Below are 15,102 nucleotides of genomic sequence, written 5' to 3'. Positions count from 1 at the left end.
CAAAAACAATACATTATAGCGCCGCGGCCCTGCCTTTTGCCTGACCCGCGATAGCGTCAGGGCTTTGCTGCGCTATTGAGCGCCGCGACTTTGTCCTGCAAACGCTTTTCCACCGAAGGAAACACGAACTTGCTGACATCGCCGCCCAACTGGGCGATTTCGCGCACGATGGTGCCCGAGATGAACTGGTATTGATCCGACGGCGTCATGAACATGGTTTCGACGTCCGGCAGCAGGTAGCGGTTCATGCCCGCCATCTGGAACTCGTACTCGAAGTCCGACACGGCGCGCAGGCCCCGCACGATCACGCGCGCATTGTTGCTGCGCACAAAATCCTTGAGCAGGCCCTTGAAACTCATCACCTGCACATTCGGATAATGGCCGAGCACCTCGTGGGCAATTTCGAGCCGCTCGTCGAGCGTGAAGAACGGCTTCTTGTTGCGGCTGTCGGCCACGCCGACCACCAGCGTATCGAAAATGCTCGATGCGCGCCGCACGAGATCTTCGTGACCGCGCGTGAGCGGATCGAACGTACCGGGGTACACGGCGACTACCATGAGGCTTCTCCTCTCAACAGAAATGGGGCGCATTGCCACGCCGCGTTTCGATCTGCGCGGCTTGCGCGAGTGCCTGCGTGACGCCGGATGACGCCCGCCCGCTTCGTTATCGAACGCGCATTATTCCTCATTTTCGCGCTGCAGCAAATGATAGCGGACGGCCCCCGCCTTGCCCTCGCGCACCACGCTCCAGCCCGCCAGCGCGGGTGTCGAGGCCGGGTCTACCGGTCCGCCGGATTCCACATAGAGCCAGCCGTCGGCGGCGACGATCGGCGCGACCAGTTCGAGCGAGCGCGTGAGCAGCGCCTCGTCGCCGAATGGCGGATCGAGGAACACCACATCGAACGAACCCGGTGCGAGGTTCGCGGCCAGACGCAGTGCATCGGCCTCGGCGATTTCGATCATCTTTGCGCCCAGGCGCGCCTGATTGGCGCGCAACTGGGCGGCGGCGCGCGCGTTGCGCTCCACCATCACGACGCGCGCCGCGCCTCGCGACGCGGCCTCGAAACCCAGCGCGCCGCTGCCCGCGAACAGATCGAGACAACGCAGGCCATCGAGTTGCTGGCCGAGCCAGTTGAACAGCGTCTCGCGCACGCGATCGGGCGTGGGCCGAAGGCCGTCGAGATTGAGCACCGGCAGCGGCGTGCGCTTCCACTCGCCGCCGATGATGCGGATCGAATGCGGCGCATTGACGGGCGCCTTGACCGCGGCCTTCGGGGCGGGCCTGGCGTCGTGCTTTGCAGCGGACTTGGCGCTTTGGGGGCGCAGGATAGAGGAACGGGCCATGCGATTCTGCTAGATGAATAATTTCGGTTGTGCGCGCTTGCAGGTGCTTAAGCGCGCCGGTGCACCGCCGGTGCACTATTGCGCGAACGTTACCACAAGGGCGCGCGAACGCCGCAGCGCCGCTTGCACGCCCGCCGCAAATGGCCGTCGCGCACGCTCCAGGCCCGTCGCGGCGACGCGCCCGGAGCCGCCTGATAAAATGCTGTGTTTTCCACGCGTTGCCCGCATCTTCGACGTCGATGACCGTCCCTCGGTCAGACCCGCAACGCGACCCCACCACACCAGATCATGTTCAGTTTCTTCAAACGACTCCGGGGCTCGAAGGGCGCCGGGAATAACGCAGCCGAAGCCGCACAGGACGAAGCGCAAGCGGGGAGTGAGGCGCTAGAAACGCCTGAAGCGCCCGCCGCGATCGAGCCGCACGCGCCGCGCGCAGCCGAAATTAGCGGAAACAGCGAAAGCGACGAAAGCGAATTCGAGACCGTCGAAATCGTGCCGCCGCCCGCGCCCGACGCCGTCGCGAAGCAGTCCTGGCTGTCGCGCCTGCGCTCAGGCCTTTCGAAAACCGGCTCGAACATCCAGAGCATCTTCGTCAACGCGAAGATCGACGACGATCTCTACGAAGAGCTCGAAACCGCGCTGCTGATGTCCGACGCGGGCGTGGACGCCACCGAATATCTGCTCGAAGCGCTGCGCCAGAAGGTGCGCGCCGAGCGTCTGACCGAAGCGCAGCAGGTGAAAACCGCGCTGCGTCAGTTGCTGATCGACCTGCTCAAGCCGCTTGAGCGCTCGCTCATGCTGGGCCGCGCGCAGCCGCTCGTCATGATGATCGCGGGCGTGAACGGCGCGGGCAAGACCACCAGCATCGGCAAGCTGGCCAAGCATCTGCAGAACTTCGACCAGAGCGTGCTGCTGGCTGCCGGCGACACCTTCCGCGCCGCCGCGCGCGAGCAGTTGACGATCTGGGGCGAGCGCAACAACGTCACGGTCGTGCAGCAGGAAAGCGGCGACCCCGCCGCGGTGATTTTCGACGCCGTGAACGCCGCGCGCGCACGCGGCATCAACGTCGTGATGGCGGATACCGCCGGGCGCCTGCCGACCCAGCTGCACCTGATGGACGAGCTGAAGAAGGTCAAGCGCGTGATCGGCAAGGCCTTCGACGGCGCGCCACACGAAGTGCTGCTGGTGATCGACGCAAATACGGGCCAGAACGCGCTCACGCAGGTCAAGGTGTTCGACGATGCGCTGGGTCTCACGGGTCTGATCGTCACCAAGCTCGACGGCACGGCCAAGGGCGGCATTCTGGCGGCGATCGCGCGCCAGCGTCCGGTGCCGGTGTATTTCATCGGCGTGGGCGAGAAGGTCGAAGACCTGCAGCCGTTCGTTGCCGAAGAATTCGCGGACGCGCTGCTGGGCAGCTAAGCCGCACGCCGCCGTTGCGCTGAAGTCAAAAGGGCGCCGTTCTCGCGAACGGCGCCCTTTTTTCACCGATCGACGCCTGACGAGGCGTCATTCCGCATCCGGTTGCGCTCCCGGCGCGGCTTGCGCGAATGCGTCCAGTTGTTCCGCGTAATCGCAGATGCGTTGGATCGTGGGATAGCGCGTGGTGTCGATCTTGAAGCGACGCGCGTTGAACACCTGCGGCACGAGGCACAGGTCCGCGATGGTCGGCGTATCGCCGAAGCAGAGCTTGCCGGTGCGCGCATCGTTCGCGAGCCGCTCTTCCAGCGTCGCAAAACCGTTCTCGATCCAGTGCCGATACCACGCGTCCTTGGCCGCCTCGTCCACACCCAGCGTGTGCTTGAGGTACTTCAGCACGCGCAGATTGTCGATCGGATGGATTTCGCACGCCACCTGAAGCGCGAGCGAGCGCACGTGCGCGCGGTCGGCCGGCGACTCAGGCAGCAGCGGCGGCTCCGGATGCGTCTCTTCGATGTACTCGATGATCGCGAGCGACTGCTGGATTGCGTGGTTATCGTCGTCGATCAGGGTCGGCACGATCGCATCGGGATTGACCTTGCGATATTCGGGCTTGAGTTGCTCGCCTCCATCGCGCACCAGATGCACCGGCACGTACTCGTACGGCAGATTTTTCAGGTTGAGCGCAATACGCACGCGATACGACGCCGAACTGCGGAAATAGCTGTAAAGCTTCATGCTCCTCTCACGCTCCTTTCTCGGTTCGATCAGACCACGCGCACGGCGAACTCGCCCAGGCCATCCACACCGCCCGTCATGACGTCGCCGCGCTTGACCGCGCCCACGCCTTCAGGCGTGCCGGTGTAGATCAGATCGCCGGCCTTCAATTCGAACAGCGTCGAAAGGAACGCGATCGTGTCCGCAACCGGCCAGATCAGCTGGGAAATATCCGAGCGCTGCTTTTCCTCACCGTTCACGTTCAGCCAGATCGCACCTTGGCCAATCTGGCCGACTTGCGTCACCGGATGGATCGGACCGATGGGCGCGGAATGATCGAAGCCCTTCGCCGTATCCCAGGGACGGCCGAGCTTTTTCGCTTCAGCCTGCAGATCGCGGCGCGTCATGTCGAGGCCCAGCGCATAACCGAACACATGATCCAGCGCGCTCTCGACGGGAATGTTCTTGCCACCCTTGCCGATCGCCGCGACGAGCTCCATTTCGAAGTGCACGTTCTGCGACTGATCCGGATAAGGGAATTCGGCCGTGACGCCCGGCGCGACATAGAGCACGGCATCGGCGGGCTTGGCGAAGAAGAACGGCGGCTCGCGGTTCGGATCGTGGCCCATCTCGCGCGCATGTGCCTCGTAATTGCGGCCAACACAGTAGATACGGCGCACCGGAAAGCGCGCGTCGCTGCCGGCAACCGGCACGGCGGCGAGGGGCGCCGGATCGAATACGTAAGTCATCGAAATCTCCGTCTTATTGATGATGCCAGGACACCGGCACTGCAAACCGGCGCGCAGCAAGGCACAACACACATAACGCACGAGTGTAACGCGCAGCGGCATAAGGGCGTCATCACGGTCCGGCAACAAAGCATTACGGCAAATCCCCTGCTGCCGCTGCTGCTACGGTTGCTGCCCCTACTGCGTCCGGTCTCGCTGCGCGCGTCGTGCGATACTTCCTTCATCCCCGCTATCCCAAATTGAACGGAGCGACGCAGCTCGCCGCTTGCGCACCCACGCCGCCATGAACGCCCCCGAATCCGCCGGTTCCACTGATATCACCGACACCTTCTCCTGCGCCCGCTTTATCAAGGAGATCGGCCGCGGGCCGAATGGCGCGCGCTCGCTCTCGTCCGAGGATACGCACGCGCTCTATGCGGCCATGCTCGACGGCCGCGTATCCGATCTGGAACTGGGCGCGGTGCTGCTCGCCTACCGCCTGAAGGGCGAAACCGCCGAGGAACTGGCCGCGATGCTCGCTGCCGCGCACGCGTCCTTCGCGCCGCTAGTCGTGGCTGAAGGCGATTACCGGCCGGTGTCGATCCCGAGCTACAACGGCGCGCGCAAGCAGCCGAATCTCGTGCCGCTGCTCGCCCTGCTGCTCGCGCGCGAGGGCGTGCCGACGCTCGTGCACGGCGTCGTCACCGATCCGGGCCGCGTGACGAGCGCGGAAATTTTCGCGGCGCTCAATCGCCCCGCTGTGCACGACCACGCGGAAATCGAGGCGCAACTGGCCGAGCGCAAGGTCGCGTTCGCGCCGATCGAAACGCTCGCGCCGCAACTCGCGCGGCTGCTCTCGCTGCGTCGGCGCATGGGCGTGCGCAATTCCACCCATACGCTGGTGAAACTGCTGCAACCGTTCGCGCAACCCGGTCTGCGGCTGGTGAACTACACGCATCCGCCCTATCGCGAGAGCCTGAGCGCGCTGTTCGCGGCGCATCCCGATGCTGCTGTTGGCGGCGCATTGCTCGCGCGCGGCACCGAAGGCGAAGCGGTCGCCGATACGCGCCGCCAGGTGCAGGTGGACTGGCTGCACGAGGGCGTCTGCGAAACGCTGATCGAGCCGGAGCGCTCGTCGCGCGATGCGCCCGAAGTCGATCTTCCGGAAGCACGCGACGCCGCCACCACCTCCGCGTGGATCGAAGCGGTGCTGCGCGGCGAAGCGCCGGTGCCCGAGGCGATCGCGCGGCAGATCGAAACGATCAAACGCATTACGAAGCGCTAAGCGACGAAGCACACGACGCATCGCCCAAGCCGCTGAACGCCAGGCGGCGCGGGCAATGCGCGCGAGATGCCCCCGACCTGCGCAACGACAGGCGCAACATGCGCAACCACAATCGGCGCGCTTCATCGGCCATCTTCGCGCAACTGCACACGCGCAATCTGCAAATTCGGTGTTGACACGCGCAAGCGCCCTGATTTACATTGGACGAATGCGTTCCTTCCCGAACACCCTCCGCATTGCCCACGGCCTACTATCGGCCCTATCGCTACGCCTAGCCTAAAGCTGGTGTAGCGCCGCAACGACCACCTCTCCGGTCACCGCGGTCCTCCCAAAGCAGTTCTCGCAGTACCCCAAATCCGCTGTATCTCTACAACCTGTCGTCTGCATTCGTCCGTCTACCGTCCGGACGAGTCGCGAGGTCAAAATGCACGTTGCATGGGCATCGTTCACGTCCGCTTTCGCCGCGCCGGCTACCGCCGTCACCGTGGCCGTCTTCTTCGCGTGCGCGGTTGCCGCCCGTACGCATGAAGTTTCGCGCATCGTGCTTCGTCGCCAGCCCGCCAGCCGCCCGCTGCCGACCGCCATCGCAAACGACACCATGAAGAACGAGGCTCGTCATGTTGCGTAATCCCGCCGAGAAGTACCGCCCCTTCCCCGCCATCCGTTTGAACGGCCGCAAATGGCCGACGCGCACCGTCGAACGCGCGCCGATCTGGATGAGCACCGATCTTCGCGACGGCAACCAGTCGTTGATCGAGCCGATGAGCATCGAGCAGAAGACCGAATTCTTCGAGATGCTCGTCGCGATCGGTTTCAAGGAGATCGAAGTCGGTTTTCCGTCCGCTTCGCAGACCGATTTCGATTTCGTGCGCAAGCTGATCGACGAAAAGCGCATTCCCGACGACGTCACCATCGAAGTGCTCGTGCAGTCGCGTGAAGAACTGATCGCGCGCACCTTCGAGGCGCTCGAAGGCGTGCCGCGCGCCATCGTCCATCTCTACAACGCGATCTGCCCGTCGTTCCGCAAGATCGTGTTCAACCAGTCGAAGGACGAAGTGAAGGCGCTCGCGGTCGACGGCACGCGCATCATCCGCGAACATGCCGACAAAAACCCGCAAACGCACTGGACTTACCAGTATTCGCCCGAAACCTTCAGCATGACCGAGCTGACTTTCGCGCGCGAAGTGTGCGATGCGGTAGCCCAGACGTGGCGCCCGACGCGCGATCACAAGATGATCGTCAATCTTCCGGCGACCGTCGAAGCGGCCATGCCCAACGTCTTCGCCGACCAGATCGAGTGGATGGACCGCAATCTCGCGTATCGCGACAGCATCGTGCTTTCCGTGCATCCGCATAACGACCGAGGCACAGCCGTGGCCGCCGCCGAAATGGCGCTGCTCGCGGGCGCCGATCGCATCGAAGGCTGCCTGTTCGGCAACGGCGAGCGCACCGGCAATGTCGATATCGTCACGCTGGCGATGAATCTCTATACGCAGGGCATCGATCCGGGTCTCGATTTTTCGGATATCGATGCGGTGCGCCGTGTGGTCGAGCGATGCAACCAGCTCCCCGTACATCCCCGTCATCCTTATGCGGGCGACCTCGTCTTCACCGCGTTTTCGGGCTCGCATCAGGACGCGATCCGCAAGGGTTTCGCCGTTCAGCAGCCGGATACCGTCTGGGAAGTGCCGTATCTCCCCGTCGATCCCGCCGATCTTGGACGCAGCTATGACGCCGTGATTCGCGTGAACAGCCAGTCGGGCAAGGGCGGCGCGACGTATCTGCTCGAACGCGGCATGGGCTTCACGCCGCCGCGCCGCGTGCAGATCGAATTCAGCCATGCCGTGCAAACGGTCACGGACGCGTCCGGCGAGGAAATCACGGGCGATGCGATCTGCGCGTTGTTCGCCAGCGAGTACCTCGAAACGCAAGGCCCGGCGGCACTGACCGGCGCGAACCGCGTGCGCTTTGAAGGCCGCGATGTGGCGATTCCCGCGGCGGCGGCCATCGACGGCACGCACGCTCAAGCCGTGGCGACGGCGATTGCGGCGGCGGCCGGCCAGGGCATCGAGATCACGTCGTTCGAATCGACCCGCACGGCACAAGGCGGCACGGCGGTTTTCGTGGGCGCGCGAGTGCGTGGTCAGTCGCTGCGTCACGGCGTGGGCGTGGCGGACGATGCGGCGCAGGCGGTCGTAGCCGCTGTCGTCAGCGCGATCAATCGCTCGGCGTGGACGCAGGTCGACCGCCGCGTGGCGGCCTGATCGCAGCGCGATCGAGCGATCTTTCGAGCAGGTTTGTAGAAGCAGTAAAGAAGGCGGCGCCGTTGAGCGCCGGCGGCAAAACGGGCCGCTGGCGTGCGCCCGATGTCATCCCCGCCCTGCGGGGGCCAGAGTCAGCGCCAAGGCGCTAACGCTGGGCCGACAAGCGGAATCGGCGAGTGGACTTACCGGTCGTCACTCGATTGCGCAACGCGTCGCCTGCCACGCAACCAGACGCCAGTGGCCATCCTCCTGGGTCTGGATAGCCGTGTAGGCAATGGGGTAGAGCAGCGCGCCGTTGTTCGCTTCCATCTCGATGAGCGCGCGGCCCGAGATCAGGCAGGTCTCGCGGCCCACGGGCAGCACGTCCTGCGACTGGATCTCGATCTGGCGATAGCGGCGACGCCCCTCCGTGATCGCATCGATGAACTGTTGTTTGGTCTCGCGCTTGCCGTTCGTATGCACGAAGGTCGCGCTATCCGAAAGCAGCTGATCCAGCGACGAGCCGTCACCGTCCACCATCGCGCGGAAGCGCTCTCGCTCCAGCCCGCGAATCGCATCGATTACTTTTGCTGCCATTGCTCAAGCCCCTTGCGCACGAGCCGACGGCCATCCGCCTACCCGCACCGAAGATTTACCGCACGCGCCTCGCTGAAATTTATACCAGGATTTCGCGCAAGGATACTTGCGATCAAAGCGAGCGCCACCAAGTGGGTTAGCGAGCGCACACGCACAAAACGAAAGCCCGCCTCAACGCCGCCGCGTCGCACTTTCCGACAAGTCTGATGTCTATCGGATAAGCGGTGAGAGGAAAATTCGGGCCAGATTTAATCGCGATTGAGTCCTGGATTTGAGTCCGAATTTAAGCCCCGAATTTAAGCCCTGATTAAGACCGCCTAGCTACGATAAGAATCGTGGCAATCTCGTGGCAAACATCACTTCAAAGCGCAGCTATTCCAGCCCTTTTTCCCCTTCGCTTGCCTTCCGGCAGCGGTCTCGTACTAGAGTATTTCCTCGGCCTGCCGGTGTGCGCGGGCCTGTCCGGGTCGCAAGCCCCGCCCAGCTTGCCTGACGGCTTTTCACTGAAACCTATTGAAACAAGTTTTCGATAGAAATTACGGAACCATGAAGGCCCTACAGACTCCAAGTATTAGCACTCACTGATTCAGAGTGCTAACATCCACCGTGGAGTCGCAGTCCGACTTTTGCAAGATTCCTGAGGAGTTCGCTACGTGAGCAACGCAATGACCATGACCCTTCCGAATACGCTGAGCCCGTCGTCGGCCAAGGCCGGGGGTTCGGGTGTACTGGCGCTCGCGAACGCTTCCATGCTGCCCGGCCAGTTGGGCAACATCGACGCCTACATTCAGGCCGTGAACCGGATCCCGATGTTGACGCCGCAAGAGGAGCGCCAGTTCGCGACCGAGTTCCGCGAGCAAAACAATCTTGAAGGCGCGCGCCGCCTGGTGCTTTCGCACCTGCGTCTCGTCGTCTCGATTGCGCGCAATTACCTTGGCTACGGCCTGCCGCACGCCGACCTGATCCAGGAAGGCAACATCGGCCTGATGAAGGCCGTGAAGCGCTTCGACCCGGAGCAGAACGTACGTCTCGTGTCGTACGCCATGCACTGGATCAAGGCCGAAATTCATGAATACATCCTGCGCAACTGGCGCATGGTGAAGGTCGCGACGACCAAGGCGCAACGCAAGCTGTTCTTCAACCTGCGCAGCCATAAGCAAGGCCTGCAATCATTCACGCCCGAAGAGATCGAGGGTCTGGCGCAGGAACTGAACGTCAAGCGCGAAGAAGTCGTCGAGATGGAAACGCGTCTGTCGGGTGCCGACATCGCGCTCGAAAGCCAGAACGACGACGGCGAAGAATCGTTCGCGCCGATCGCCTGGCTGGCCGACTCGCACAACGAGCCGAGCGCCGTGCTGGCCGCGCGCTCGCGCGACCGTCTGCAGTCCGACGGCATTGCGAGTGCACTGGAAGCACTCGACGCGCGCAGCCGCCGCATTATCGAAGCACGCTGGCTGAACGTCGAAGACGACGGATCGGGCGGTTCGACGCTGCACGAACTGGCCGACGAATTCGGCGTGTCGGCTGAGCGTATCCGCCAGATCGAAGCCAGCGCGATGAAGAAGATGCGCACTGCGCTGGCTGAATACGCGTAAGCGCAGATCGCCCAAACGCTGTTCCGAAAGCCCCGCTCTCACCGAGCGGGGCTTTTTCTTTTCGCGCGTACAACTTCGCGTCGCCGAATTGCGTTCCCTCATAAGATAAGTCACACGCCGATGTCGCCCTACTCCTACATTGGCATAGATCAACGCAACACATTTCCCGGCATTCGATCTCGAAAGTTTGACCTATAACAATGAGGTCGCGATGCTCCAGCGGTGCAAAGAACCACAAAAGCGAGTACCTGAATAACAAGGGAGAAGCGGGTGCGATGCAGTTTGCCTCGCGCCCAGGAAACACGACTTTACGGACCAGCAAGGAGCCGCTTCGTCGCCATGCTTTCCACTTCCGGCCAGTCTCCCCCTGCACCGTTGCGCGGACGCATTCTGCGCTGGGCGCGCGGCCCCACTTTCGCGCGCGACATTGTGCTCGTCCTCGTCATCAAGCTCGTACTGCTGATGGCGCTGAAGTATGCATTCTTCAATCATCCGCAAGCCGAAAACATGTCCATGCGGCCCGCGGACGTCGCCCAGGCAATTCTCTCCGTGCCCGGGACGACTCCGCCGAAAGTGGATCAAGGGGACCACCATGCCCATTAGCGAAACCGTCGATCTGTCGCGCCTGCAGTTCGGCGTCACGGCGCTCTATCACTTCCTGTTCGTGCCGCTCACGCTCGGGCTGTCGTGGCTGCTCGTCATCATGGAGTCGGTCTACGTGATGACCGGCAAACAGATCTACAAGGACATGACACAGTTCTGGGGCAAGCTCTTCGCGATCAACTTCGTGATGGGCGTCACCACCGGCCTGACCATGGAGTTCCAGTTCGGCACGAACTGGTCGTACTACTCGCACTACGTGGGCGATATCTTCGGCGTGCCGCTCGCCGTGGAAGGACTCGCGGCGTTCTTCCTCGAATCGACCTTCGTGGGTCTGTTCTTCTTCGGCTGGAACCGCATGACGAAGGGCGGCCATCTGGTCACCACCTTCCTGGTCGCGCTCGGTTCGAATCTGTCGGCGCTGTGGATTCTGATCGCCAATGGCTGGATGCAGAATCCCGTCGGCGCATCGTTCAACTACGAAACCATGCGCATGGAGCTGACGAGCCTGTTCCAGGTGATCTTCAATCCGGTCGCGCAGGTGAAGTTCGTGCATACGGTGTCGGCCGGTTACGTGACAGCGTCGATGTTCGTGCTCGGCATATCCTCGTGGTATCTGCTACGCCGCCGCGACACCGAATTCGCGCTGCGCTCGTTTGCGATTGCGGCGGGTTTCGGGCTGGCGTCCACGCTTTGCGTGATCATACTGGGCGACGAATCGGGCTATCGCACGGGTGAAGTCCAGCAGATCAAGCTCGCCGCCATCGAAGCCGAATGGGACACGGCGCCCGCCCCCGCACCGTTCACCTTGTTCGGCATCCCTAACCAGCAGGAAGAGCGCACCGATTACGCGATCCGCATTCCGTATCTCATGGGCATCATCGCGACGCGCTCGATCGACGAACCCGTGATCGGGCTGCGCGATCTGATGGGCCGCGCCGAAGTGCGCATCCAGAACGGCATGCTGGCCTACGCCGCGCTGCAAAAGATGAAAGCAGGCGATGCCGACAACGACACACGCGCCGTCTTCGAAGCGCACAAGGCCGACCTCGGATACGGCCTGCTGGTGAAGCAGTTCGCCCCCAAAGTCGTGGACGCCACACCCGAGCAGATCAAGGCCGCCGCAAAGCATTCGATCCCCCCGGTCGCGCCCGTGTTCTGGTCCTTCCGGGTGATGGTCGGGCTGGGCATGCTGTTCCTCCTGACCTTCGTGCTGGCGTTCTGGTTCTGCGCACAGCGCTCGCTGCTGCAGGAAAACCGCCGCTGGTTCCTGCGCTGGATCGTGTGGGCCATTCCACTGCCGTGGCTGGCCGCCGAATTCGGCTGGGTCGTGGCTGAAGTGGGCCGCCAGCCGTGGACCATCGCCGAGGTGTTGCCGACACACCTCTCCGCGTCGAGCCTCGCGCCCGGCGACGTCATGTTGAGCATCGCCGGCTTCGTCATCTTCTACACGGCGCTCTTCATCATCGAGATCACGCTGATGTTCAAGTACGCGCGCCTCGGACCTTCCGCGCTGCACACGGGCCGCTATTTCCACGAGCAGACGGCGACGGTGACAAGCGACAACCGCGTCGCGTAACCCCCCAGGCAACCCCGGCAAGGAACCACACCATGGACTACGCAACGCTCAAGGTAATCTGGTGGGTGCTGATCGGCGTGCTGTTGATCGGCTTTTCGCTCACCGACGGCTTCGACATGGGCGCGGCCGTGCTGCTGCCATTCATCGGCAAGACCGATGCCGAGCGCCGCATCGTCATCAACACCGTAGGCGCGACCTGGGAAGGCAACCAGGTCTGGCTCATCACGGCGGGCGGCGCGATGTTCGCCGCCTGGCCGCTCGTCTATGCGGCGTCGTTCTCGGGCTTTTATTTCGCGATGCTGCTGGTGCTGTTCGCGCTATTCTTCCGGCCCGTGGGCTTCGACTATCGCGGCAAGCGCGACAACCCAAAATGGCGCGGCGCGTGGGACTGGGCGCTCTTCATCGGCGGCTTCGTGCCCGCACTGGTGTTTGGCGTGGCGTTCGGCAATCTGCTGCAGGGCGTGCCGTTCCAGTACGACACCGATCTGCGCGTGACCTACTATGGCAGTTTCTGGGCGCTGCTCAATCCGTTCGCGCTGATCTGCGGGCTCGTGAGCCTGACCATGCTCACCGCGCACGGCGCGGCGTTCGTGAAACTGAAAAGCGACGGCATCGTGGCAGCGCGCGCCTCGAAGGCATTGCGCATCACGGCGGGACTGGCGGTGGTGCTCTTTATCGTCGCGGGTGCGCTGGTGGCGACGATGATCGGCGGCTTTGCGATCACCAACCCCGCACCTTACGACACCGTCGCCAATCCGCTCCTGAAGAGCGTGGAACCGGGCACCGGGCTCTGGATCAGCAATTACGTGATCTATCCCTGGATGGCCATTGCCCCCATCGCCGGGATCATCGGCGGTGTGATCGCGTTTGCGGTGGCGGGTTCGCGGCTGGAGAAGACGGCGTTTCTGGGCACATCGCTGTTGATCATCGGCGTGATCCTGACGGCGGGATTTTCGATGTTTCCATTCATCATGCCGTCTTCGCTCGATCCGCGCTCCAGCCTGACCGTATGGGACGCCACCTCCAGCAAGATGACGCTCGAAATCATGCTGGTCGCGGTCGTGATCTTTTTGCCGATCGTGCTCGCCTACACGACGTGGGCGTATCGCATCATGCGCGGCAAGGTGACGGTCGAAGCCGTCGAGGACAAACGCAATTCGTTGTACTGAGCGTGGTGGCATAAAAAAACCGGCGCGAGCGCCGGTTTTTTATTGAAGCGAGAACAGATACGCTCAGGCCGATTGCAGCGAAAGCGCGTCGGCGTAGCGCTGCGCGGCGCTGCCCACGACGATGTGCAACGTATCGGTCGCCACCCACACCACATTCAGCGAGCCCAGACCCGCGCGATCGACCGCCGCGGCGTCGCGCACGATCACGCGCAGGCGCGTGGCCGCCACCGCGTCGAGCGAGACGATGTTCGCCGCGCCGCCCAGCACCGAGAGCCAGCGCGAGGGATCGGGATCGAGCGGACCGGTTTCGTTTGCCGTCGCCACAGGCGCCGCGCCCGCAACGGCCGCCTCAGCGACCGGCGCGGCAACCGCTGATGGAACAGCAGCCGCAGCCGGACGGCCACTCGCGATCTCGCGACGGATTTCGTCGGCAATGATGTCCGCTTCCGGCCCGATGATGACCTGCACGCTTTCCCCGCCGCGCTTGAGCACCCCACGCGCGCCGATTGCCTTGAGCGCCGGTTCCGACACATGCGCCGGGTCCACCACGTTCAGGCGCAGACGCGTCGTGCAGGCATCGACCACCTTGAGGTTGGCCGCGCCGCCAAGCGCATCGATATAACGCGTCGCGCGCGTCGCCGATGCGGCACCGGCCACCGCCACGCCCGACATCGACGCGGCGATTGCCGTGTCGCCCGCCGAAGCTTCACGGCCCGGCGTCGGCAGGTTGAAGCGACGGATGAAGAAGCGGAACAGCCCGTAGTACACCACCGCGTAGACCAGACCCAGCAGAATCGCTTCCCAGCCGTGCGTCGACAGGCCGTAGTTCAGGACGTAGTCGATCGCCCCCGCCGAGAACGTGAAGCCAAGCTTGATGTTCAGCAGCGAGCAGATCGCCAGCGACAGGCCCGTGAGCACCGCGTGGATGCCGTACAGCACGGGAGCCAGGAACATGAAGGTGAATTCGATCGGCTCGGTCACGCCTGTGAGGAACGAAGTGAGCGCCATCGATAGCAGCAGGCCGCCCACCATCGCGCGCTTTTCCTTCGGCGCTTCGTGCAGCATCGCCAGGCACGCAGCGGGCAGACCGAACATCATCACCGGGAAAAAGCCGGCCATGAAGCCGCCCGCTGTGGGGTCGCCTGCGAAGAAGCGGTGCAGGTCGCCCGTCACCGGCGCGCCGCCAGCGGGCGTGAAGGTGCCGAACACGAACCATACGAGCGAGTTGAGGATGTGGTGCAGCCCCGTCACCAGCAGCAGACGGTTCAGCAGACCATAGACAAAGGTACCGATCGCGCCCGCCGTGGTGAGCCAGTGGCCGGCCGAATCGATCACCGCCTGCACCGGCCCCCACGCGTAGCCGAATATCACCCCGAGCAACAGACAGACGAGCCCGGTGATGATCGGCACGAAACGCTTGCCGCCGAAGAACGCGAGGAACTCGGGCAGCTTGATGTCCTTGAAGCGGTTGTACAGCATCCCCGCCACCACGCCGGCCACCACGCCCGACAGCACGCCCATATTGAGCTTGTCGTTGATGTCCTTCATCACGGCGATTTCGACCAGATAGCCGAGTGCGCCCGCGAGCGCCGCCACGCCGTTGTTGTCCTTCGCGAAACCCACGGCAATGCCGATCGCGAACAGCAGCGGAAGATTATCGAAGATCGCGCCACCGGCATCGGCGATGATCTTGATATTGAGCATGTCGCTCTGGCCGAAGCGCAACAGGATGCCCGCAACGGGCAGCACTGCGATCGGGAGCATCAGCGCGCGGCCGAGGCTCTGAATTTTAAGAAACGGATTGCCATCCATCGAACTGCCTCCAGA

The 15,102-nt window shown here is 63.4% G+C and carries 14 protein-coding genes; 8 read left to right on the top strand and 6 right to left on the bottom strand.

From position 1 onward, the window contains the following. Window positions 1-56 precede the first annotated feature (56 nt). Window positions 57-557: a pantetheine-phosphate adenylyltransferase gene (gene coaD / locus F4827_RS05415; RefSeq protein ID WP_167067365.1), complete on the bottom strand. Its 501-nt coding sequence runs from the start codon at window positions 555-557 to the stop codon at window positions 57-59. Window positions 558-677: 120 nt separating this feature from the next. After that, window positions 678-1,343 carry a 16S rRNA (guanine(966)-N(2))-methyltransferase RsmD gene (rsmD, locus tag F4827_RS05410; RefSeq protein WP_183722569.1) on the bottom strand — a complete coding sequence of 222 codons (666 nt, stop codon included), beginning with the start codon at window positions 1,341-1,343 and terminating at the stop codon, window positions 678-680. 288 nt (window positions 1,344-1,631) lie between these two features. Between rsmD and ftsY the strand changes: the two genes are divergently transcribed. Further along, window positions 1,632-2,765, top strand: a complete 1,134-nt coding sequence (gene ftsY / locus F4827_RS05405) for a signal recognition particle-docking protein FtsY (RefSeq protein ID WP_183722567.1) — start codon at window positions 1,632-1,634, stop codon at window positions 2,763-2,765. 87 nt (window positions 2,766-2,852) lie between these two features. Here ftsY and maiA read toward each other — a convergent pair whose 3' ends face one another. Then, window positions 2,853-3,500, bottom strand: a complete 648-nt coding sequence (maiA, locus tag F4827_RS05400) for a maleylacetoacetate isomerase (protein WP_183722565.1) — start codon at window positions 3,498-3,500, stop codon at window positions 2,853-2,855. A gap of 29 nt (window positions 3,501-3,529) precedes the next feature. Next, a complete protein-coding gene (locus tag F4827_RS05395) occupies window positions 3,530-4,228 on the bottom strand; it encodes a fumarylacetoacetate hydrolase family protein (RefSeq protein WP_183722563.1) in 699 nt (232 codons plus the stop codon). Window positions 4,229-4,511: 283 nt separating this feature from the next. Between F4827_RS05395 and ybiB the strand changes: the two genes are divergently transcribed. The 3 genes from ybiB to leuA all read left to right on the top strand — a co-directional run bounded on the left by ybiB (window position 4,512) and on the right by leuA (window position 7,756). Beyond that, window positions 4,512-5,492, top strand: coding sequence for a DNA-binding protein YbiB (gene ybiB / locus F4827_RS05390; protein ID WP_183722561.1), 981 nt, complete (start codon window positions 4,512-4,514; stop codon window positions 5,490-5,492). 424 nt (window positions 5,493-5,916) lie between these two features. Continuing rightward, entirely contained in the window at window positions 5,917-6,120 is a 204-nt protein-coding gene (locus tag F4827_RS05385) for a hypothetical protein (protein WP_183722559.1), read from the top strand. Further along, window positions 6,110-7,756, top strand: a complete 1,647-nt coding sequence (gene leuA / locus F4827_RS05380) for a 2-isopropylmalate synthase (RefSeq protein WP_183722557.1) — start codon at window positions 6,110-6,112, stop codon at window positions 7,754-7,756. The genes F4827_RS05385 and leuA overlap by 11 nt, the downstream gene beginning before the upstream one ends. 192 nt (window positions 7,757-7,948) lie before the next feature. Here leuA and F4827_RS05375 read toward each other — a convergent pair whose 3' ends face one another. Beyond that, window positions 7,949-8,332: a nuclear transport factor 2 family protein gene (locus tag F4827_RS05375; RefSeq protein WP_183722555.1), complete on the bottom strand. Its 384-nt coding sequence runs from the start codon at window positions 8,330-8,332 to the stop codon at window positions 7,949-7,951. A 653-nt stretch (window positions 8,333-8,985) separates the two neighbouring features. Here F4827_RS05375 and rpoH point away from each other — a divergent pair. The 4 genes from rpoH (at window position 8,986) to cydB (ending at window position 13,275) form a co-directional block, all read left to right on the top strand. After that, window positions 8,986-9,927, top strand: a complete 942-nt coding sequence (gene rpoH / locus F4827_RS05370; RefSeq protein WP_183722553.1) for an RNA polymerase sigma factor RpoH — start codon at window positions 8,986-8,988, stop codon at window positions 9,925-9,927. 339 nt (window positions 9,928-10,266) lie between these two features. Then, window positions 10,267-10,530 (top strand): cytochrome oxidase putative small subunit CydP, encoded by a 264-nt coding sequence (gene cydP / locus F4827_RS05365; protein WP_183722551.1) that lies wholly within the window; start codon window positions 10,267-10,269, stop codon window positions 10,528-10,530. Continuing rightward, a complete protein-coding gene (locus F4827_RS05360) occupies window positions 10,520-12,106 on the top strand; it encodes a cytochrome ubiquinol oxidase subunit I (RefSeq protein ID WP_183722548.1) in 1,587 nt (528 codons plus the stop codon). Before cydP ends, F4827_RS05360 begins: the two co-directional genes overlap by 11 nt. 32 nt (window positions 12,107-12,138) lie before the next feature. Continuing rightward, window positions 12,139-13,275, top strand: coding sequence for a cytochrome d ubiquinol oxidase subunit II (gene cydB / locus F4827_RS05355; RefSeq protein WP_183722545.1), 1,137 nt, complete (start codon window positions 12,139-12,141; stop codon window positions 13,273-13,275). Between the two features lie 63 nt (window positions 13,276-13,338). On the opposite strand, the gene nagE is transcribed toward cydB, so the two are convergent. Then, the gene (nagE, locus tag F4827_RS05350; protein WP_183722542.1) at window positions 13,339-15,087 is read right to left on the bottom strand and encodes an N-acetylglucosamine-specific PTS transporter subunit IIBC; all 1,749 of its coding nucleotides are present in this window, start codon (window positions 15,085-15,087) and stop codon (window positions 13,339-13,341) included. Window positions 15,088-15,102 lie beyond the last annotated feature (15 nt).

The sequence above is a fragment of the Paraburkholderia bannensis genome, from assembly GCF_014200455.1.
GTDB classification, from domain to species: Bacteria; Pseudomonadota; Gammaproteobacteria; order Burkholderiales; family Burkholderiaceae; genus Paraburkholderia; species Paraburkholderia bannensis_A.
Note: the sequence above shows the minus strand (reverse complement) of the source record. Positions and strands in the feature narration are given on the sequence as shown.